The organism is Mycolicibacterium canariasense (assembly GCF_002101555.1).
Classification (GTDB): Bacteria; Actinomycetota; Actinomycetes; order Mycobacteriales; family Mycobacteriaceae; genus Mycobacterium; species Mycobacterium canariasense.
On sequence record NZ_LQOL01000023.1, the window covers coordinates 40,612 to 61,449 of the forward strand.

Annotated in this window: 19 protein-coding genes; 11 read left to right on the plus strand and 8 right to left on the minus strand. The window is 68.4% G+C overall.

The features are described 5' to 3' along the window. Positions 1–233: 233 nt before the first annotated feature. From mdlC to AWB94_RS03040, 3 genes are all read right to left on the minus strand, one after another. Positions 234–1,862 carry a benzoylformate decarboxylase gene (mdlC, locus tag AWB94_RS03030; protein ID WP_062658709.1) on the minus strand — a complete coding sequence of 543 codons (1,629 nt, stop codon included), beginning with the start codon at positions 1,860–1,862 and terminating at the stop codon, positions 234–236. Positions 1,863–1,915: 53 nt separating this feature from the next. After that, a complete protein-coding gene (locus AWB94_RS03035; RefSeq protein ID WP_084395381.1) occupies positions 1,916–2,668 on the minus strand; it encodes an SDR family NAD(P)-dependent oxidoreductase in 753 nt (250 codons plus the stop codon). 233 nt (positions 2,669–2,901) lie between these two features. Then, a complete protein-coding gene (locus tag AWB94_RS03040; RefSeq protein WP_409365990.1) occupies positions 2,902–3,132 on the minus strand; it encodes an Rv2628 protein family in 231 nt (76 codons plus the stop codon). Positions 3,133–3,396: 264 nt separating this feature from the next. Between AWB94_RS03040 and AWB94_RS03045 the strand changes: the two genes are divergently transcribed. The 5 genes from AWB94_RS03045 to AWB94_RS03065 all read left to right on the plus strand — a co-directional run bounded on the left by AWB94_RS03045 (position 3,397) and on the right by AWB94_RS03065 (position 7,527). Then, entirely contained in the window at positions 3,397–3,696 is a 300-nt protein-coding gene (locus AWB94_RS03045) for a hypothetical protein (RefSeq protein ID WP_165605380.1), read from the plus strand. A gap of 47 nt (positions 3,697–3,743) precedes the next feature. Then, entirely contained in the window at positions 3,744–4,562 is an 819-nt protein-coding gene (locus tag AWB94_RS03050; protein ID WP_307188214.1) for an Abi-alpha family protein, read from the plus strand. Between the two features lie 109 nt (positions 4,563–4,671). After that, positions 4,672–5,991, plus strand: a complete 1,320-nt coding sequence (locus tag AWB94_RS03055; protein ID WP_062658713.1) for a DUF445 domain-containing protein — start codon at positions 4,672–4,674, stop codon at positions 5,989–5,991. Positions 5,992–6,092: 101 nt separating this feature from the next. Further along, complete coding sequence (locus AWB94_RS03060; protein WP_062658714.1) at positions 6,093–6,935, plus strand: oxidoreductase; 843 nt, start codon at positions 6,093–6,095, stop codon at positions 6,933–6,935. Continuing rightward, the gene (locus AWB94_RS03065; protein ID WP_062658715.1) at positions 6,925–7,527 is read left to right on the plus strand and encodes a TetR/AcrR family transcriptional regulator; all 603 of its coding nucleotides are present in this window, start codon (positions 6,925–6,927) and stop codon (positions 7,525–7,527) included. Before AWB94_RS03060 ends, AWB94_RS03065 begins: the two co-directional genes overlap by 11 nt. On the opposite strand, the gene AWB94_RS03070 is transcribed toward AWB94_RS03065, so the two are convergent. Further along, on the minus strand, positions 7,451–8,263 hold the full coding sequence (locus AWB94_RS03070; RefSeq protein ID WP_062658716.1) for a hypothetical protein: 813 nt from the start codon (positions 8,261–8,263) through the stop codon (positions 7,451–7,453). The two genes, AWB94_RS03065 and AWB94_RS03070, sit on opposite strands and share 77 nt — an antisense overlap. A 106-nt stretch (positions 8,264–8,369) precedes the next feature. Here AWB94_RS03070 and AWB94_RS03075 point away from each other — a divergent pair, with 106 nt between their 5' ends. The 4 genes from AWB94_RS03075 to AWB94_RS03090 are packed head-to-tail and all read left to right on the plus strand — an operon-like array spanning position 8,370 to position 10,947. Next, complete coding sequence (locus tag AWB94_RS03075) at positions 8,370–8,909, plus strand: hypothetical protein (RefSeq protein WP_201029596.1); 540 nt, start codon at positions 8,370–8,372, stop codon at positions 8,907–8,909. A gap of 20 nt (positions 8,910–8,929) precedes the next feature. Continuing rightward, positions 8,930–9,553, plus strand: coding sequence for a TIGR03085 family metal-binding protein (locus AWB94_RS03080; protein ID WP_062658717.1), 624 nt, complete (start codon positions 8,930–8,932; stop codon positions 9,551–9,553). 10 nt (positions 9,554–9,563) lie between these two features. Continuing rightward, a complete protein-coding gene (locus AWB94_RS03085; RefSeq protein WP_062658718.1) occupies positions 9,564–10,502 on the plus strand; it encodes an LLM class F420-dependent oxidoreductase in 939 nt (312 codons plus the stop codon). A gap of 40 nt (positions 10,503–10,542) precedes the next feature. Then, entirely contained in the window at positions 10,543–10,947 is a 405-nt protein-coding gene (locus AWB94_RS03090; RefSeq protein ID WP_084395382.1) for a hypothetical protein, read from the plus strand. On the opposite strand, the gene AWB94_RS03095 is transcribed toward AWB94_RS03090, so the two are convergent. The 4 genes from AWB94_RS03095 to AWB94_RS03110 all read right to left on the minus strand — a co-directional run bounded on the left by AWB94_RS03095 (position 10,944) and on the right by AWB94_RS03110 (position 16,141). Beyond that, positions 10,944–12,446, minus strand: a complete 1,503-nt coding sequence (locus AWB94_RS03095) for a dynamin family protein (RefSeq protein WP_062658720.1) — start codon at positions 12,444–12,446, stop codon at positions 10,944–10,946. The genes AWB94_RS03090 and AWB94_RS03095 overlap by 4 nt on opposite strands. Before the next feature lie 8 nt (positions 12,447–12,454). Then, positions 12,455–14,287: a dynamin family protein gene (locus AWB94_RS03100; RefSeq protein ID WP_062658721.1), complete on the minus strand. Its 1,833-nt coding sequence runs from the start codon at positions 14,285–14,287 to the stop codon at positions 12,455–12,457. Between the two features lie 78 nt (positions 14,288–14,365). Further along, on the minus strand, positions 14,366–15,385 hold the full coding sequence (locus AWB94_RS03105; RefSeq protein ID WP_062658722.1) for an IniB N-terminal domain-containing protein: 1,020 nt from the start codon (positions 15,383–15,385) through the stop codon (positions 14,366–14,368). A 234-nt stretch (positions 15,386–15,619) separates the two neighbouring features. Next, positions 15,620–16,141, minus strand: a complete 522-nt coding sequence (locus AWB94_RS03110; RefSeq protein WP_062658723.1) for an Rv0340 family IniB-related protein — start codon at positions 16,139–16,141, stop codon at positions 15,620–15,622. Between the two features lie 200 nt (positions 16,142–16,341). Between AWB94_RS03110 and AWB94_RS03115 the strand changes: the two genes are divergently transcribed. Both AWB94_RS03115 and iniR read left to right on the plus strand, forming a co-directional pair. Further along, positions 16,342–18,135: an Hsp70 family protein gene (locus tag AWB94_RS03115; protein ID WP_062658724.1), complete on the plus strand. Its 1,794-nt coding sequence runs from the start codon at positions 16,342–16,344 to the stop codon at positions 18,133–18,135. Positions 18,136–18,143: 8 nt separating this feature from the next. After that, entirely contained in the window at positions 18,144–20,624 is a 2,481-nt protein-coding gene (gene iniR / locus AWB94_RS03120) for an isoniazid response ATPase/transcriptional regulator IniR (protein WP_062658725.1), read from the plus strand. The last annotated feature ends 214 nt before the right edge of the window (positions 20,625–20,838 follow it).

Genomic DNA, 20,838 nt, shown 5'->3' on the forward strand with positions numbered 1-20,838 from the left:
ACATGGGTGCCCGCCGATGAGTGAGGCCGCGGAACTCGGGCCGTTCTCGTCTGGGGCGAAAGGGGTCCCGCACCGTCCGCCGCCTCTCCGGACGGTCCGACACGTCGTCTCCGCCCATGACTCGAGATATAGGTACAGCGTACGCATCATGTCAAGCGGCGGGCCAGCACGTCGGGCCCACCGGTGTGGGTGACCTCAATGGCACACATTTCGAGCGCTCCGGCTGGTATCGGTCAGCCCAGATGGGGTAGTTCTGCCTGGGTCCGGACCACGATGACGGTAGGGGCACCGGCCCGGAGGGCGGCCTCGACCTCGGCGGCGAGTTCCTCGGTGGACTCCACGTTGGCCGCCCGGCACCCGAACCCGGTGGCCAACGCGGCGATGTCAAGCCCCGGTAGGTCCAACCCCGGTACCCGCGGGGTGTTCTCCAGCAGTGCGAACGACTTCAGGACGACGTACGCGCCGTTGCGGAGCACGACGAAGACGATCGGCAGTTTGTGCTGAGCGGCGGTCCAGATCGCCTGGATCGAGTACTGGAATGACCCGTCACCGATGGTGGCGATGACAGGCCGTTCAGCTCCGCGGGCCCGATTGCCCAGGGCCACCCCGACGGCGCCGGGTACGCCCCATCCGATGCCGCCGCTGCCGGTGGAGAAATGGCTGGCAGTCCGGGTCGTGGGCAGCCACTGTTGCATCTCGGCCATCGTCGAGGTCGATTCCATCACGACGACGGCATCGTCGGGTCGAACGGCGCCCAACGTCGCATACACCTCGTCGGCGGTCAACAACTCCGATGGCGCGGACGCCTTCACCGCTCGGTCTCGGTTGAAGGGCGCGGGCGCGGCCCGGCCCGGCGGCGGATCGACCATCTCCAGGAGGCATTCCAACGCGATCCGGACATCGCCGACCGCGCTATCACCCACTGGCGCAACGGATGCCAGATGGGGGCTGGCGGTGATCTGCAGTAGTTCAGTACCTTCGGGCAGGTACTCGCCCGCGATGTAGGGGTAGTAGCGGAACACCTGAGCACCGATGACGACCACGAGGTCGTGTCCCTTCATGACTTGGTTGCATTCGGCGATCGTCATGGGCATCGAGCCCGCGTAAAGCCGATGGTCCTCGGGGAAGGACGTGCGGTCGGCAAGTGCGCTACCGCGCACCGGCGCGCCCAGCTTCTCGGCGAATGCAACTCCGGCGGCCCAGCCGTCGGCCCGGTCGACCTCCGGTCCCAACATCAACAGCGGATTCGTGGCTCGGCTGATGCGGTCAGCAAAGCATCGCAGACGTTCGGGGTCCGGGCCGACGCGGTGACTGACACTTCGCACGACGGCAGGACCGAGCGCCGGTTGATGCCAGTCATCGAGCGGGATCGAGAGGAAAACCGGACCCATGGGCGGCTGCGTCGCTATCGCGTATGCCTGCATGAACGCGGCCGGTACGTCTTGTGCTCGCCCGGGTTCGAAGGACCACTTCACCCACGGATGCGGCATCGTCGTGGCATCCCTGTTGTTCAGATACGGGTCGCACAAGGACATTTCGCGGGTCTGCTGGCCTGCGGTGACAATGAGCGGGGTGTTGGCCCGAAATGCCGCGACGAGACTTCCCATCGCGTTACCAGTGCCGGCGGCGGTGTGCAGATTCACCAGTGCCGCCTTGCCGGTCGCCTGAGCGAAACCGTCGGCCATTGCCAGCGCCGAAGCCTCCTGCAAAGCCAGCACGTAGGTGAAATCGTCGGGAAAGTCCTGCAGGAATGTCTGCTCTGTCGAGCCGGGGTTGCCGAACACTGTCGTCAATCCCAACTTTCGCAGCAGGTCGTAGGTAGCGTCGTGGACCGTTTGGCTCGCTGGCGTCGCTGTCGTCATTGTTCTCACCGCTCTTTGATTGGCAGATGTGTCTGTCGGCTTGGGACGGTGCACTACACGGCGGTGCGTCCGCCGTCGACGGCGAGTGCTGCACCTTGTACGAAGCTCGCCGAGTCGCTCACCAAGAAGGCGACGGCGGCAGCGATCTCGCGCGGATCCGCGACTCGACCCGTTGGTGCCTGCGCGGCAAGTATGTCGAGCCCTTCGCCGAGGGCGGCGGATCCAGGCGTCCTCGTCGGTCCGACCACAACCGTGTTCACCCGCACTCCGGACGGACCGAACTCAGCAGCCCAACTCTTCGTGAGGAATTCCAGCGCGGCTTTGGTTGCCCCGTACACGGACATACCCGGCAACGCCACATGGCCGGCGATGCTGGAGACATTGACGACGGCGCCTTTCCCCGTTGCGGCCATTCCCGGCGCCAGGGCGGCCACCAAGTAGTAAGGGGCTGCCAGGTTGGTCGCCATGACGGTATGGAACTCGTCGGCGGGAAACTGAGCGGTCAATGCCACACTGCCCACGGCAGCGTTGTTGATCAGGATGTCAATGGTTCCACCTGCGAGCTCCTGGGCGCGCCGGGCCAACTCCATCGCCGCCTCCGCGCCGCCGGCGAGATCGGCTTTGACGAAATCCGCTCGACCGCCGTCGCGTCGAATGTCAGCCACGACCTCTGCGCCGCGAGGCGCATCCCGGCCGCACACCAGTACGGCGGCGCCTCGGTCGGCGAGAGTTCGCGCGATCGCCGAGCCGATCCCGCTGGTGGAGCCCGTTACGAGAGCAGTCGAACCGGTCATGTGAGAGGTCATGCGATCGAACGTAGAGTCAAAATTTTGGAATATCCAATCCAAAAGTGTTGCCGCGCAATCATATTTGGATCTGTTGAGGTGGTTGCGCGAGGAGACGTAGGAGACGCGTACGAAACTCGGGACGCGCCGGGCACAGACTGCGCGAGCTGGTGTAACTGTCAGCGTCCCGTAGCTGCCGCAGCTATCAACGCCGGCCGGATCTGGCCCTTTTCGTCGATTGAGGTGGACCCCGCTCAGGCGGCCAGCGAGATGTCGACGCCCAGCATGTCGCCGACGGCGTGCGCGGCGGCCCAGTCGCCCTCGCACACCGCCCGGGCCAGGTCGTCGACCAACGGCGTCTGCACACCGAGTTCGGCCAGCCAGACGGACACCGTCGGGACGATCTCATCCGAACACACCAGGCGGCAGCGCCCGTCATGGAGACGATCGCGGACTTCGTACACCGCCGCTCGCCGCTTGCGCATGGCCCACATCCCCTTCCGGCTCGGTATCGATTCTGGTTTCGCTGCTACTGGTATGACGTATCGACACCCGCCCAGGGATCGGTATTCCTGCGAGTTTTTTCGTCACAGCCAGATTTTTCTGTGCGCTCGCCCCGGCGCAGTCGGTGGCGGTCGGTGCACCCCCCGAAGCTCAAGAGAACCGCCCTCCGCACGAGGCGTTTGAGCCACCGATTCGGCAGGTCAGGCCACCATCGGCCGCTAAGGTCTGTGTCCATGCACAAGACCGTGAAGCGCGCGGCCGGCAGGTTGTCCGTCATCGCCGCGGCAGCATTTCTCCCCATGGCGTTCACCGCCGCCGTCACCCCGGCCATCGGCTCCGCCGACTGCGCGGGCGGCCAGTGGTGGGACCCCGTCGCCAATGTGTGCCAGGCACCGCTGGTCCCGAATTGCACCGACGGTTGGTGGGACCCGGTGGCCAACACCTGCCGGCCGGCCATCGCCACCACGCCGCTGGCGTGCGACAACGGCTGGTGGTGGGACCCGGTGGGCAACGTGTGCCGCCCGCCGTTGCTGCCTCCGCAGTAACGAAGGGGTGTCCGGTACCGTGCCAACAACTCAAGGGGTGCGGAAGGGTGACGGTGTCACAGGAAATATCGAAGTCGGGAGCCGACCCGGACATCACGGACGACCAGCCGACCAACCGCGAAGGCCATGAGCGCCGCGCATTTCGGCTGACCACACCGGTGGGCGATCTCGCGGTGATCCTGCGGACGCCGCGGCGGCGACCGGTCGTGCCCAAGCGCTTCGACCCGTTCGGCATCGCGGACCGGGCCATGGATGCGGCCAAGGTGGGTTTCAAGCTCGCGACGTGGGGCGAAGAGCAACTGGCCACCTTGGTCAAGAACCGGCTGGAAGCGCTGGAGGCGCCGTCGCGCACGGTGCCGTCGGCCACACCGGCCGATACCGAGTCCCTGCACGACAAGATGGGCAAGCTGCTCGACCGCGCCCTCGACCAGAGCACCGTCGGCAGCCAGACCGAGCTGTATCACCGGCTACTGGACCAGCTGGTGGCCGACGAAGCGCGCATCATCGGCGCACTGTCCGAAGGTGCGGCCTCGCCGTTGGTCAACGTCTACTCCAGGTCGCGCACCTCGGGCGGCGCCGTGCTGGAAAACGCCTGCCTGATCGGCCGCACGGCCAACGTCGCCTTGCCCAATATGGTCCCGCAATACGTCGGCCATCTGCTATCTCTTGGGTTGGTCGAGACCGGCCAGGAGGACCCGTCCAAGAAGGCGGACTACGAGGTGCTCATGGCCGAGCCCATGGTGTTGCGGGCCATCAAGAACGCAACGCGTGGGCCACTCGTCGCACGGGTGGAGAAACAGACCTTGAGCCTGTCGGCTCTGGGCCGCGGGTTGTGGGAGGCAACGATGCAACAGGACGGCCCGTGACCCGCGCATGACCAGCGAGAAGCCGAAGGCGGATCGCCCATGAGCACCAGCGAGAAGCCGAAGGCGGATCGCGCATGAGTACCGGCGAGAAGCCGAAGGCGGATCGCGCATGAGTACCGGCGAGACCCTGCTCGCCATCCAAAGCTGGAACGAGATCAAGGCCGACTTCAGCGTCAACTGGCTGATCTATCTGTCGATGCCGTTCGTGGCCGCTTTCGTCGGTTGGAGCACCAAGATCGTCGCGCTGGAGATGCTGTATCGGCCGCAGGAGTTCAAGGGCATCGGACCGTTCGGCTGGCAGGGCATCGTGCCGCGGCGGGCCGGCAAGGTGGGGTCCAAGACCATCGAATTGCTCACCCAGAACCTGCTCAAACCGGAGGAACTGCTCCAGAAGGTCGACGCCAAGGAAGCCGTCGAGGCGCTGCGGGAGCCGTTGACCGAGGCCGTCGACGAGATATCCCGCGATCTCGCCGAACAGATCCGCCCCGGATTGTGGGATTCGCTGCCCGAGGCCGCCCGGGCGGCCATCAAGTCCCGGGTGCATGCCGAGACGCCACGGGTGGTCGAGAGCCTGCTGCGAGAAATGCAGTCGGATCTGCCGCGCTTCGTCGACGTCCAGTTCCTGGCCATCACCACCCTGGTGCGCAACAAGGACAAACTCAACAAGCTGATGCGCGGCCTCGGCGACAACGCCATGGCGTTCGTCCGGCGCAGCGGCATCTATTTCGGTCTGGCCATCGGCGTGGTGCAGATGGTGGCCTGGGCGTTGTTCCAGAACCCCTGGATCATGCCGGCGTTCGGCTTCGGCGTCGGCTTCATCAGCGACTACATCGCCCTGAACATGCTGTTCCGGCCGATCCACCCGACCAAGTATCTCGGCTTCATCCCGTTCCAGGGCCTGCTGCACGCCCAGCGCGACACCATCACCCGCGACTACGCGCGGATCCTGTCCGAGGACCTGTTCTCCGCCGAGATCCTGTTCGACGGGGTGCTCCGCGGCCCGGGCGCGGACAAGTTGTTCGCGCTCGTGGCCAAGGAGGTGGACGCCGCGATCGATGCGCAGACCGGGATGGCTAAACCGCTGGTGCAGTTCGCCGTCGGCACCGAGCGCTACAACGCCGTGAAGAACAGCCTGGTGCACATGGTGCTGGAGAAGCTGCCGACGACATTGCACGAGGCGCAGGACTACGCCATGAACGCCCTGGACCTGGAGCAGACGATCATCGACAAGATGAGCCAGCTCAGCAACGAGGAGTACGAGTCGATCCTGCGGCCGGTCTTCAAAGATGACGAACCGACCATGATCGCCGTCGGCGCCATCCTCGGCGGGGTTGTCGGCGAGATCCAGGTTCAGCTCATCGAGCACTTCGGCAACGAGCCGCCGCACGTCGCGCTGTCCGACCTGACCCGCATCGTGCTGCGGCAGTAGGCCGGGAAATAAACCCGCGTTAGGCACCGTTGGACCGGGCGTCCCACCAAACTAAACTGATCGTACAGTTCAGTTATACCGAGAAAAGGCTGGTCACCACCATGAGCGTTTGGTTCATCACAGGAGCATCCCGCGGATTCGGGCTCGAGATCGCCCGCGACGCCCTGGCCCGCGGCCACCGCGTGGTCGCCACCGCGCGCGACACCACGGCCATCTACGACGCGTTGCCCGACGCCGGGGAGAATCTGTTGGCCGTCGCCCTGGACGTCACCGACGAAAGCCAGGCCAAGAACGCGGCCGAGGCCGCCGTGCAACGCTTCGGGCGGATCGACGTGCTGATCAACAATGCCGGCCGCGGACTGCTCGGCGCGGTCGAAGAGGCCTCCGACGCGGAGGTGCGCGCCGTCTACGACACCAATGTGTTCGGGCTGTTGACCGTCACCCGCGCGGTGACGCCGGTGCTGCGGGCGCAGCGGTCCGGCACCATCGTGAACATCTCCTCGGTGGGCGGCTTCGCAAGCTCCCCCGGCTGGGGTGTCTACACCTCCACCAAGTTCGCGGTCGAAGCCATCTCCGAGGCCATGCACGCCGAACTGAAACCACTGGGCGTGCACGTCATGGTCGTCGAACCTGGCTACTTCCGCACCGACTTCCTGGACTCCTCGAGCCTGCACACCCAGCAGACCGTCATCGACGACTACACCGACGGTCCCGCCGGGGCCATGCGCGGCCACGCCGGGGAACGCAACCACGACCAGCCCGGTGACCCGATCAAGGCCGCCGCCGCCATCATCGACGTCGTCGACTCCCCGGCGCCACCACTGCGGCTGTTGCTGGGCAAGGACACCATCGCCGCGGTCGAGGCCAAGATCGCGCTCGTGCAGGCCGAACTCGCACAGTGGCGCGCCGTGGCCGAATCGACCGATTTCGACGATGTCGCCTGACTTCGTCCGCCCGACCGGCGCGCGCAGCGATCGCATCCATCACGCCGTCCTGGCCGCCACCGCCGAATTGCTCGACGACGGTGGTTTCCCGGCGGCCACCATGGATGCGATCGCTGCGCGCTCGGGTGCCAGCAAGGCCACCCTGTACAAGCACTGGCCGTCCCGCACGGCGGTGGCGGCCGAGGCGTTCGGCACCATGATGGCCCAGGCTCTTCCGTTGCCCGACACCGGAAGCACCGTCGACGACCTGGCCGAGCAGGTGGTCCGGGTATCGGCGTTCTACGACAGCCCGCGGGGGCAGGTGTTCGCCCAACTGCTGGCGGCCTGCGCGGACGATCCGACCGGGGCGGCGTATTTCCGGGAGTACTTCCTGCGCGGGCGGCGCGAGGCGATCGCCACGTTGTGGCAGCGCGGCCTGGACCGCGGCGACGCCGACCCGACGCTGGCGATCGACGATGTCATCGACATCCTGTTCGGGCCACTCATCTTTCGCCGGATGACCGGGCATTGTGCACTCACCGAGCAGAATGCCCGGCGGTTGGCGCGGACCGCGCTGGGCGGTGTGCTGCCCAGCGCAGGACAGCCGCGCTGACCACACCGCCGACGATCAGGACCGCCGAACCGGCACCGGCGAGCGCGCCCAGCAGCCAGCCGGCCACCCCGGTGCCGACCACGAACGGCGGCAGCCACTCGATGACGCGCACCCAGGAGGGAACGTGCGCGTGGCCGTGCGCGATGGCCAACGCACGCTCGGGATACACGTCGTTGAACGCCACCCCGAAGGACAGCGCCGCCAGTTGCAGTGTCCAACCGGTCCAGAAGTTGTCGGTGTCGTGCCACAGCGCGTCGCCGACCAGGCCGCCGGCCGCCGCGAAGGCGAACACGGCTGCCCAGACACCCGTGACCGCCATGTTGATCCGCACGAAAAGCGAAGTGCCCCAATGCTCGCGCGCCATCCTGTGCCGTGCGTAGACCATCGTGTACGGCCGCCTGATCACCAGGGTGACCATGGCGTACCCGGCCAGCAGTGCATTGGTGATATCGCCGGACCACAGTTCCAGCCAAGCCTTGGTGGCGGTCGAGGCGAAAAACCCGATGATCGCCATCAGCACGAAGTAGCCGACGCCGAGGAATTCGATGACATGCACCGGGATTCCCCGTCGCCAGCACATCACCAGCACCAGCACCGAGATCGCCAGCGCCCCCGATACCGCCAATTCGAAACGCCCCGGACCGGCCAGGATTGCCATCCACACCCACGGCGCGAGGCCGGAGAACGGCGAGTCCAGGAACCTGTCCCACAAGCGGGCACCGTGCTTGCCGAGCATTACGCCGACCCTAGGTCGGCATGCTGTGAAGTTACCGAGACGCGACGTAACGTTCCCGAAGCCGCGACATTGCAGCCGGTAGCCTCGACGTGTGGTCGGTAGGGGGATACGAGTGGCGGCATGCGCTGCCGCCGTCGTGCTGAGCCTGGGTGGTTGCTCCGACCTGATCAACGGCCATCCCACGGGGGCGCCGGATACCGACGGCATCGAACCGACGGTGCCCACCCCGCGGCCGAGCCGCAGCACCCCCGCGCCCCCGAGCACGCCGGCCCCGTCCAGCCCGGCCCCCACCGCCGCGCCGCCGGGTGCCGAGACCCTCGCTCCGCAGAACGGGTACGTCTTCATCCAGACGAAATCGGGGTTGACGCGCTGCCAGGTGTCCACCGCCGAGGTGGGTTGTGAGTCGCAGTTCCAGAACGCCCCGGAGGTGGACGGAGCGCCGGCCAACGGGGTGCGGTTGAGCGCCGACGGCGAAGTCCATTGGGTGCTGGGCAATCTCGGCGATATTCCGGCTGTCACGCTGGATTACAAGACCTACCAGGCACTGGGTTGGACCATCGCGGCGTCAACGGAGGGCACCCGGTTCACCAACGACGGCACCGGCCACGGCATGCTGGTGCGGGTCGAGGGCGTGGACGTCTTCTGATCCATGAGCGGGGGAATGTGATGTCGGTGGCACGACGTGAACGCGCGGCCCTGGTCGCCACCATGCGCGAGGCCGGGCCCGACGCCCCGACCCTGTGCGAGGGCTGGACCACCCGCGATCTGGCCGCACACCTGGTGGTGCGCGAGCGACGCATCGACGCCGCGCCCGGCATCCTGCTGCCGGCGCTGGCCGGCTACACGGCCAAGGTGCAGGAACAGGTGACGGCGTCCAACGACTGGGCCGCCCTCCTGGACAAGGTCGCCGCCGGGCCGCCGGTGTACTCGCCGTTCGCCCTGCTCGATCCGCTGGTCAACGTCGCCGAGATGTTCATCCACCACGAAGATGTGCGCCGGGCCGGGACATCCTGGGAGCCAAGGGCTCTCGACGATCAGACCGGCCGTGCGCTGACGCGGCAGGTGGCCCAGTTCGCCAGGATGACGCTGTCGAAGTCACCGGCCAGGGTGAGTCTGGCCGCGCCGGACGGCAAGGTGCTCGCCGCCGCCGGTAGCGGCGCACCGGTGACCGTCACCGGCGAGCCGGGGGAACTGCTGTTGTTCGCCGCCGGCCGCGAACCGGCGCGGGTCACCTTCGACGGCGACGACGACGCCGTTGCCGCTCTGCGGGCGGCCCGCCGCGGCCTCTAGTGTTGAGCACATGGGAACAACCGACTTCCGCGTCTTCGTCGAACCGCAACAAGGTGCCACCTACGGCGACCAGCTCGCCGTCGCGCAGGCCGCCGAGAAGCTGGGGTTCTCCGCGTTTTTCCGGTCGGACCACTACCTGGCCATGAGCGGCGACGGATTGCCCGGGCCCACCGATTCGTGGGTCACCCTGGGCGGTATCGCGCGGGAGACCTCCACCATCCGGCTGGGCACCATGGTCACCTCGGCCACCTTCCGCCACCCGGGACCGCTGGCCATCGCCGTCGCGCAGGTCGACGAGATGAGCGGTGGCCGAGTCGAATTGGGCATCGGCGCGGGCTGGTTCGAAGACGAGCACCAGGCTTACGCCATCCCGTTCCCGCCGCTGGGCGAACGGTTCGACCGGCTCACCGAACAGTTGCAAATTCTCACCGGCCTGTGGGGCACGCCCGTCGGCGAGACCTTCGACCACACCGGCAAGCACTACACCGTCAAGGACTCGCCCGCCCTGCCCAAACCGGTGCAGCGCCCGCTGCCGATCATCGTCGGCGGCGGCGGCCCGAAGCGCACCCCGGCGCTCACCGCACAGTTCGCCGGCGAGTTCAACATGCCGTTCGCGCCGCTGGACAAGCTGACCGAGCAGTTCGGACGGGTCGGCGCGGCGGTCGACGCGGCGGGCCGGGCACCGGACTCGCTGGTCTACTCGGCGGCGTTCGTGCTGTGCGCCGGTCGCGACGAGGCGGAACTGACCCGGCGGGCGGCGGCCATCGGCCGCGAGCTGGACGAGATGCGCGGAAACTCGCCGACGGTGGGCACCCCGGCGGAGATCGCCGACAAGCTGGGCGGCTACCTCGACGCCGGGGTTCAGCGGGTGTACCTGCAGGTTCTGGACATGTCGGATCTGGATCACCTGGACTTCTTCGTCTCCGAGGTCATCGGTCAACTCGGTTGACCCGGCAGCCACCGGCACGGCGCGGTTACTATCGGTGCCCGTGACGGACGAGCGTAAGTGGCATGAACGCACGTCCACATTGGCCGCGGCCAGCCTCGCCGCGCTGGCGGCCATCGCGCTGATCGTCTGGGGCGCCCTGTTCGTCGCCCGTCAGTTCGATCAGCCGCAGCAGGCGCCGACGGAATTCGTCACACCCACCTTCTCGGACCGGTCGACGTCGTCGGCGACCACCACCACCGAGACCATCACCAGCACCAGCCCGCCGGCCACCACCGATATCAACGACCCCGACGCCACCACGTCGTCCGGGTCGTCCACGACGACTTCGTCGACGTCGCCGTCGCAGGGCCCGCAGACCCGCCGCCGGAGCACCGAGTCCAGCGATGAGCAGACCACCACCCGGCGGCGCCCACGGTTCAACGAGACCCGGACGCTGTATCCCTAACGCCCCATCGCGTGGTACTCCGCCACCAGCGCCTCCGCGCTGCGTACCGCGGCCCGGCAGGCCCGGGTGGTGAACGGATCGTTGAGCGGGTGATCGGCCCGCCGTCGCCAGCGCTGCGCGGCCGCGAATGCCGCCCGCGGCCCGTCGTACGGATCGTCGGGGCCCAGCCCCAGCCGGCTGGCCGGGTCGGTGCCCGACCCGCCGATCAGTCGGCGTAGCGACGCCATCTCGTCGTCGTTCAAAGTGGTTGGCCGGGAACGCAATTGACTCAGCAGCCGGAGTTCCTCGAACGGATGGGCATCGGCCAGCAGCGGATCGATGTCGGCGAGGATCTGCCTGCCGGCGTAGACCGGATTGACCTGGACGAACCGTCGCAGCGCCAGCAGTGCGGTGTGCGCCTTGAGTAGATCGGACCGCTGCGCGAACTGCTGGTCGATGACGTCGCGCAGCGCGATCAGCCCACTGCGCTCCAGCAGTTCGTCGGCCAGCGCCACCGAATCGCTGATCCCGGCGCGCAACACCGCGATGGCGATGCGGATGCCGAACATGCCGAACCGGTCCAGCAGGGCGGCGCGGGTCGCGGCGTCCACCGGTAACGAGCTGTCCTGTCTGGCGAACCGGTCCACACTCAGCATCGCCTTGGTGAGGTCGGCCGGTTCCACCGCGGCGAGCTTCTCCAGCGCGACGAACTCGCTCTGCCGCAACGTGCGTGCGGTCAGGGCCAGCAGGCCCGACACCGGGATCACGGCCTGGCAGATGCCGGTCTTCTCCATCTCGGAGGTGAACCGGGTGGCCACCTCGCGGGCTGAGAGCATCGCATCGATCCGGCCGGCACCGATCTCGTCGGCCCGCGAGGCCACGCCGATGACACCCAGTGCGCTCGAGACCCCCGCCTCCCCGCCGACCAACTCACCGATCTGTTTGAGCAGCGCGATATCGGCGGCGTTGAGGGTGCGCAGCAGGAACACCACGGCGTCCACCCGGGGCACGCCGTCCTCGGGAACCAGCAGCCGCAGCGTGCGCGCCGAGACGTCGCGCGACAGTGACGAGGTGCCCGGCGTGTCGATGATCGTGGTGTCGACCAGCTCCGCGGCCGGCCACTGCACGTCCAGGTCCTCGATATCGCCCTCGTCCAGGCCGTCGAAGCTGAACGTCAACCCCCGGTCGTGCGGGTCCCTGGTGATCGGCACGTTGGAGCGGCGGCCGCCGCGGTGATTGGCGGTCACCTTCGGGGTCAGACCATGCCGGAACCGGGTGACCAGACGGGTGGCCTCGGTGGCATCGGTCGGGGCGATCTCCTCCCCCACTAGGGCATTGACCAGAGTCGACTTGCCTGACTTGAGGGTGCCGGCCAGCGCGATGCGGATCGGCTCGTTGAGCCGGGCTCCGATCCGCTGGAGTTCGTTGTGCACGTCCGGCCGGTTCCGGTAGGCGGGGTCGGCCTGGTAGGCGCGGACGGTGCCGGCCAGGATCGCGCGCACATTATCGCTGGTGCTCATACCGCCGATCAGCTTAATTTGTCGGCGTTGTCCATCACCTGCCGCAGGATGTTGAGCTGGCGTTCCAGCTCGGCGATGCGGGTGTTGCGCTCGTTTTCCTCCAGCTTGGCCGACGCCAGCGTCGCCTGCAGGGATTCGTTGAGCGAACGCGACGTCTGGTTGGCGATGCCGCGGTAGTGGTCACGCAGCTGGCGTTGGATGGCGCGCAGCCGGTCCCGGGACTCCTTGTTCACCACGAACGACACGTCGTCGACGAACCGGCGCATATTGGTCTTGGCCTCGTTACGCACCCGCAGCATCCGGTTCTCCATGTCCTCCTTATAAGCCTTGCGGCCCAGCAGGAGTCCGGCACCCAGCGACAGTGGATTGAACATGCCCAGGCCCGCGAACGAGGTGAGCATGCCGAACATCAGCACTCCGCCGTAAGAGCCGCGCATCCCGGTGACGATCTTGTGACCGGTCTTGATCGGCTTGGCGTCCAGTCGGGCCAGGGCCTTGAACTCCCCGAGATTGGCCCCCATCTCACGCGCGCTGACATGCGGTTGTTCGATGGCGTCCAAGCCGGCTTCGGTGAAGGTGCGGGCCACCTCGGCGGCCAGCGCCTCGGCGCGTTGATAGGCCCAGACGAAGTTGTCACCGACGGCGGTGGCGATGGCCTCTTCGAGCTCCGCCCCGATCTCGGCCCAGTGATGGGTGGGATCGCAGTTGTCGATCACCCGCTCGGTGTGAGCGGTGATGTGGCGGAAGCGGTTTCGCAGATCGTGGTCGATGTCGGCGGTCAGGTCGGCGATGCCGTCGTTGAGCACCTGTTGCCACAGCGCGGTCTGCGCCAGCGCATCCTGGGCTTCCTGCTTGCGCCGTTCCAGGTCGGCGGCCAGTTTCCCGCGGGTGTCGGGATCGTTGAGTGCCGACAGTTCGGCTTCCGCCGCGAGTGCGAGATGCTCTGCGGCCGCTCTGATTTCATCGACGACGTGGTCGCGCACCCGATCGGTCTCGCGGGACATCACCTTGTCGCCGAGGAACTTGACGAGTTCGGGGAAGTTGGATTCCTCGTTGAGCTCCTTGTCGTTGAGCGAGATCGCGTGGCTGCGCAGCACCGAACTGACCGGGATCATCGGGGTGGTGATGCCGGCGCGCTGCAGGTGCGCGGTATTGGCGGCCACGATCTCGCGCCAGTGCGGGTACAGGTCGGTCTTGGTGGCCAGGATCGCGGCGACGGGTGCGATCTCGACGGCTTGGCGCAGGAAGGTCAGTTCGGGTTCGGTGAACTCCTGACTGGTGTCGCTGATCATCAGCAGCGCGTCCGCCTCGGGCAGCAGGCCCAAGGTGGCCGACAGGTGGGGCTGGCCGTGGCCGCCGACGCCGGGAGTGTCGATGAAGGTCAGGCCGTTCTTGAGCATCGGGCTGGGCACGCCGACCTCGACGCGCAGCACCTGGCGGCCCTGGGCTTGCGGGGCGTTGCGCAGATCGTTGCGCAGGTCGGCCATGTCGATGGGCACGAACTCCGGCTCACCATCGGGCCGGGCGATCGCCAGCCGGGCCGACGGGGTCTCCGCGTAGGAGACGACGGTGGCCAGCACGGTGCTCTCGTCGTCGCCGACGCGGGCCACCGGCATGTTCAGCAGGGAGTTCAGCAGCTGGCTCTTGCCCTGTTTGAGCTGTCCGGCGATGACCACCCGGATCTGCGGGTCGGTGATCCGGTCCCGGGCGATGCGCAGGCGCTCCACCAGGTCGGGACGGTCGTGGGCGGCGGCGATCCGGGAGCTGTGGTCGATGAGCTCGACGATCACTTCGACTGTTCTGGCCGGCCTGCCGGCGGTCCGGTCCTGCGGTTGCGTCATGTCGTCCTCTCCTGACCCATCAAAGGCTATGCGCGCCGAAAGGCGGGGACCTTGTGGTCCCCGCCCATCGGGTGTCGATCAGAATGCGTGGAAATCGGTGTGCGGCTCGATGTTGGTGGTGTTGTGCAGATCGGTATCGGCGTAGGTGTTGATGCCGCCGGCCTGGTGCACCGACTCGTCGGTCACCGTGGTGTGCACCGAGCTGTCCTCGTGCACCGAGCTGTCGATCGTCGAGTGCCCGCTCACCGAGGTGGTGGTCGACGTGTGGCTGGAGCTGTCTACCACGTTGGTGTTGCCGCTGTCGACGTTGGTCGAGCCGTGGCTGTCGTTGATCACGATGCTGCCACCGCTGCCCCCGCTGCCGCCGCTGGCGTGGCCGCCACCCAGGATGCCGCCGCCGGCGCTGGCCCCGCCGCCGTTGCCGCCGCTGGTGTCGACGTCCTTGATGACAGGCCCGCTGTTGTGCGAGATGACGTCCCCGCCCGCGGTCTGCGAGCTGTCGTGCACCTGGTTGCCGGCGCCGACGATCACCGGGGAATGGCTGCCGGTCAGCACGTCGTGGACGTTGGTGTTGCCGTCACCGACGGTGTTGTCGTGACCGGTGGTGACGGTGCCGGTGTTGGTGCCGTCGACCACCACGCCGCCGTTGGTGGCGGTCGTCGTGGTGGTGGTCTTGCTGCCGAACAGCGTGATGTCACCGAAGCCGAGGTTGACCGCGCCCTGCTGGGCGTTGGCGCCGGCGTCCTGGTTGGGGCTGAACACCGGCACGTCGTTATGGCTGGCGAAGTCGGTGTTGTTGTGGCTGGCGAAATCGGTCTGCGGCGCGAAGGTCGGCGCCGAGGTGTAGGAGGTCTGCGGCGAGAACGGGGAGGCGAAGCTGTGGTAGCTCGACACCGCGCTCTGCAGGCCGTACACCGGATCACCGTTGCCCAGGGCCACGCCGGCCGGTGCGACGCTGGCCGCGACCGACGCGAGCTGGGCGGCGCTGACGTTCGGCAGGCCGGCATCGCGCATGGCCTGGTCGGGGTCGGCCACGAAGGCCGCCGCGACGTCGGGGCTGCGGAACAGGTCGAGGATGTAGTCGATCAGAGTGGTCATCGGAGTGCCTTTCATTCGGTGGTCTTCTGTCTGTTTCCGGGTGGTCCGGCGAACTGACAACAACGTTATGGATTTCGCCCTGCGGCTGGAACGGGGCCGAAACCCCTGCTTTCAGAACCCCCGTCGGGGGTATAGGGGGTGCGCCCGTTAGGGGGTTAGGGGGTCGTTGGGGTTGACACTATCCGGACACGAAAAAGCCCGCTCCCTTGCAGGTGAGCGGGCTTTTTGAAGGGTTCAGCCGAAGATGTCGAATCCTCCGTCGTCGATCGGCGTGTGGTGATCGCCGCCGACATCGGGGTTCCAGTGGGTGTCCAGACCCGTGTCGACCACGGGCACGTCGTCGACCGGATGGAGATCTTCAGCAAAGTTCGGCATGTCGGGTGAGTAGTCGTCGACGACAGCGGGCACGCTGTGCTCGAACGCGTCGGCCGGGGCCACCGCCGAGTGCGGATCATCGGTCACCACGACCGGGACGTGATCGCTGACGGCACCGAAATCACCGAACGCGTCGAAGGCGGCCGTCGCGGCGCCGCTGGCCCAGATGTTGTCCCCGGAGTCCACTAGGTCGGCACCGCCGGTGGGCACCGCCGCCGAGAGCGACTCGCTGACCACGGGGATCAGATGGTTGACGTCGGCGGTGGTCACATCCGTGAGATGAGCGTCGGCGATCGCCTGGCCGGGGTCGGCGGCGTAGCGTGCCGCGGCGTCGGGATCACGTACCAGGGACATGACGAAGTCCAGCAGTTCGTTTGCCATCGGATCGCCCTCCTTTCTCCTGTGAGTTGGCTTCGATGCTATCGATGCACGTCGCGGCACAAATCGGTGCCGAGCCCACCTCGCCGATCACACCATTAGGGGATGCCCCATTAGGGGTTTCGACACGTTAGGGGGATTGCCGCGGACCGCCGTCGGCTGCCACTAAGGTGAGGGCGTCACGACTCTCGACAGGAGATCACATGGGCGACTCTCTCGGGTTGTCGATCGGTGTCACGAATCTGGTGGCCGCGCGCGAAGGCCGGCCGCCGGTGGTGCGTCGCGCGGTGCTGACCCTGTTCAACGACCGCGCGCCCGAGGTGGGTGTGCCTTCAGAAAACGCCAGAGCGAACCCCCATCTGAATCAGCCCGGTCTGGTGCTGGGCGGATTCGTGGACCGCGTGGGCGACCCGGTCCCGCTGGTCGCCTCCGACGGGTCGTCGCACCGCGGTGACCAGGTGCTCGCCGAGGCGCTGGACGCGATGGCCCACACCGTCGGCGGTGGCTCACCCATCACCATCGCCGCACCGGCACAGTGGAGCCCGGCCGCGGTCTCCGCGTTGCAGGTCGCGTTGCGCGCCAAGCCGGGCCTGTCCTCGGCGACCGTCGTTCCCGACTCGGTGGCCGCCCTCGCCGGTCTGCGCAGCGGGCCGGGCCTGCCCGGGCAGGGCGTCGTCGTACTGGTCGATCTGGGCGGCAGCGGTACCAGCATCACGCTCGCCGACGCGGGCGCGAACCTGGCCCCGTTGGGAACCACGCAGCGCTACCCCGACTTCTCCGGCGATCAGATCGACCAGGCCTTGCTCAACCACGTCATCGCCGGCATCGCCGAGGCCGGTAACGCCGATCCCGCCGGCACGGCGGCGGTGGGTTCACTCGGCAGGCTGCGCGAGGAGTGCCGCCGGGCCAAGGAGCGGTTGTCCGCCGAGACCGCCACCGTGGTGCCCGCCGAACTGCCCGGGTTCACCTCCGATGTGCGGGTGACCCGTCCCGAGCTGGAGCAACTGATCTCCGGACCGCTGGACGGCTTGCTCAACGCGGTGGACGAAGTGTTGCAGCGCAACAGGATTCCGGTTTCCAGCGTGTCGGCGATCGCCACGGTCGGCGGCGGCGCAGCGATTCCGTTGGTCACCCAGCGGCTGTCCGAACGGTTGCAGGCACCGGTGATCACCACGCCGTACGCTCAGGTCAACACCGCCGTCGGCGCGGCACTGGTGGCCGGGCTGGCCTCCGAAGCCGCTGCCGCAACGGGTTTGGCGCCGGCCGCGGCCCCGGACGCCGCGCCCACCGGTCTGGCCCCGACCATGGGCTGGGCCGGGGCAGGTGACGCCGCAGGGGCACCTCCGACGGCGGCAGCACCGGGATTGGCCTGGTCGCAGGACAATCCGATTCAAGCCGGCGAGCCGGTGCCCTACGAGGGACCCGATTACGCCACCGGTTTCACCGATGCCAGGCCCGAGGTGGCCTTCACCCATGAGGACGAACCGCAGGGCGAGGCGGCCGCACCGCTGCCCTGGTACAAACGCCCCCCGCTGCTCTTCGGCGCGGCCGCCGCGGCGGTCCTGCTGGCCGGTGGTGGGCTGGCCATCACCCTGACCGGTACCAGCGAACCGGGCGGAACGGTGATCGAGACGGCCACCAGCTTCTCCACCCAACCGGGCCAGAGCACCGAGCCGGTGGTCACCGAGCCGCAGACCGTGACCGTGACCGGGTCCGACGGGCTGGTCACCACCTCCGAGGTGCCGCCACCGCCACCCCCGAGCACGACCACGACCACGACCACCACGCCGTCGACCACCAGCTCGACCACGACGACGACCACTACGACCACCACCACGACGACCACGACCACCACCACGACTCCGCCCACCACCACGACGACCACGACCCAGCCGCCGACCACGACCACCACGAAGCCTCCGACCACCTCGGCCGCACCGCCGACCACGACAGCCGCGCCGCCGACCACCACCGTGGTCCAGTCCGGTAGCGCATAACCGAACCGATGGGCTCAGCCGTGCGACGCAACGGGGCGAGCTCCGCCGATCCGCTCGCCGGCCTGATCGAAGCGCCGACCAGGCCGGCCAAGGTGCTGGTGTCCGGGGGGATCGGCACCGGTAAGACCACACGGGTCACCGAGGTGCGCACCGCGCTGCGCGACGCCGGCCGGCCGGTGTTGTCCTGGGTGCCGGACGAATCCGAAATCGATGGTGCGGCAATCGTCATCGACGACGCCGAACTGCTCGACGACGCTGCGCTGATCCGGTTGACGACACTGGTCGAACGCCCGGAGCTGACCATCGTCGTCGCGGCCGCACCGCTGGCGCACCGGGACGCGCTGGGCAATCTGGCCACGGCCTTGGCCCGGGAGAATCCGGTCGTCACGCTCGGACCCCTGTCACTCGACGAATTCCCTTCGCTGCCACATGAATTGGTGCGTGCCGTACAGGCCGCCACTTCCGGACTGCCCTTCCTGGTGGCACCCGCCGCCGCGGCCGTCGGGGCACCGGACACCGACTCCGCAGCGGCCGCCATCGGCACCGCGACGCGGGTCGCCCTGGTGGAACGACTGCACCGGCTGAGCCGACCGGTGCTCGACGCCTTGCTGTTGTGCTCGCTGAGCCCGGGTCTCGGCGCCGACGACATCGCCGCCGCGCTGCGCATCGACGCCGAGCAGGCCGGGCGCGTGATGGATCACGCCCGCGCCACCGGACTCATCGACCCGGCGCATCGCCGGCCGTTCCTGGGCATCCTGCACCGCGCGGTGGCCGAAATCCTCGGGTCGGCCCGGCATCATGACGACGAGACCGCGCTACTGCGGTCGCAATCCGAGATGGGAACGCTCTCAACGGATTTAGCCCTGCGCATGGCAGAGCACGGATTGCGCGACACCCTGCTGGCCGACGCGCTGATCACGCTTGCCACCGAGCAGCGCAGCCAGCCGGCGCGAGCGGCCCGGCTGTTCCGCGCGGCGGCCGACGCCGGAGCGGGCCCTCGCGCGCACAGCGCCGGGCTGGCCGACGCCCTGGCCATGACGGGTGACTGCGCGACCGCGGCCCGGCTGGCCGACGACCTGCTCGGTTCCTCCGACGCGGCCGAACGCGCGGCCGCGGTCCGGATCGCCGCCAGCATCGCCGCCCACGACGGCGCGGCCGGGCAGGCCGCCGATCTGTTCCGCTGGCTCGGCCCGTACCCCGACGCCGTGGTCGGGTCCGCCGCGGCGATCGTGGCCGTCGGCACCGGCGACGCCGCGTCGGCCCGTGCCGCGCTGGCCGTCGAGGACACCGGCCCGCCGACGTCGACGGCGCGGGCGGCCCGCACTTTGGCGGTCGGGTTGCTGGCCACCCTGGACCAGCCCTATGCCACCGCGATCGGGCGGTTGAGCCAGGCAATCACCGCCGAGCGCACCTATGCCGGTGTCGCGCCGGACAGCCCGGCGGCGCTGGTCACCCTCGCCGCGCTGCACGGCGGCGATCCGGTGCGGGCGCGCAGCATCATCGCCCGTGCCGCCGGCACCGACTCGGCCGACGACCACGGATTCACCGCGGCCCGGCACCGGCTGCTGCTCGGCTGGGTGCGCATGCAGGACGGCCAGTTGAGCGCGGCGAACGCCGATGTGGCGGCCATACCGTCGGCACCGCACCGCCGGGACGCGCTCTGGGCGGCGGCGCTGCGTACCGCGATCGCGCGGCGCAGTGGTGACGGCGGCGCGGTGCAGAAGTACTGGTATGCCGCGGTGGAGGTACTGGCCGAGTACTCGCTGGACGTCTACTGCACGCTGCCGCTGGGCGAGGTGTGGGTGGCCGCGGCGCGGCTGCGCCAGGTCGACCGGATTCAGCATCACGTCGACGAGGCGTTCGGCCTGCTCGCCGCGCTCGGTAACCCGGTGCTGTGGTCGGTGCCGCTGCACTGGGCCGGCGTGCATGCCGGCATCCTGGCCAACTCCCCCGAGGCGGTCGCCCCGCACGGTCAGGCGCTGGCCGCCGCGGCCGGGCAGAGCCCGTTCGCCCGCAGCCTGGCCACCGCGGGCCGCAGCTGGCTGCGGGTGCTGGCCAATCAGGTCGATCCCGAAGAGGTGACGGCCGCCGCGCGTGGCCTGGCCCGGTTCGGGCTGACCTGGGACGCCACCCGGCTGGCCAGTCAGGCGGCGCTGCACACACCGGACGGCAAGGTGTCGGGGGCGATGTTGCAGCTCGCCCGCGACCTGAAATCCGATGTGGCAGAGGATGCCATTCCCAGCGCCCCGACCCGCGCCCCGGCGGAGCCGGGGCAATCGATGCCGACGTGGGCGCGGTTGTCGGACCGGGAGCGCGAGGTGGCCGAGCTGGTGCTGCAGGGCATGCCGTACCGCGATATCGGGAACCAGCTGCTGATCTCGGCCAAGACGGTGGAGCACCACGTGGCGCGGATCCGCCGCCGGCTCGGGGCCGAATCGCGCTCGGAGATGCTGTCCATGTTGCGGGCCCTGGTGGGTCCGCAGGGCTGACGGCGCCTCGTCGCAACTGTGGCAACCGCCACAGCGGGTGGTTTGCCAGACCCCGGCGTCGACCGTTCCGCTGGCGCCGTTACACAGACATCGTCCGGTGTCACCAAGACTTTTCCGGTACCGGCGGACCGGGTATCCGGGCGCCCGTCGGCCGCCCATCGAGGTGACATATGACCTACTTAGGTCAGCCTTGCTAGCGGGGCTTCCGGGGCGG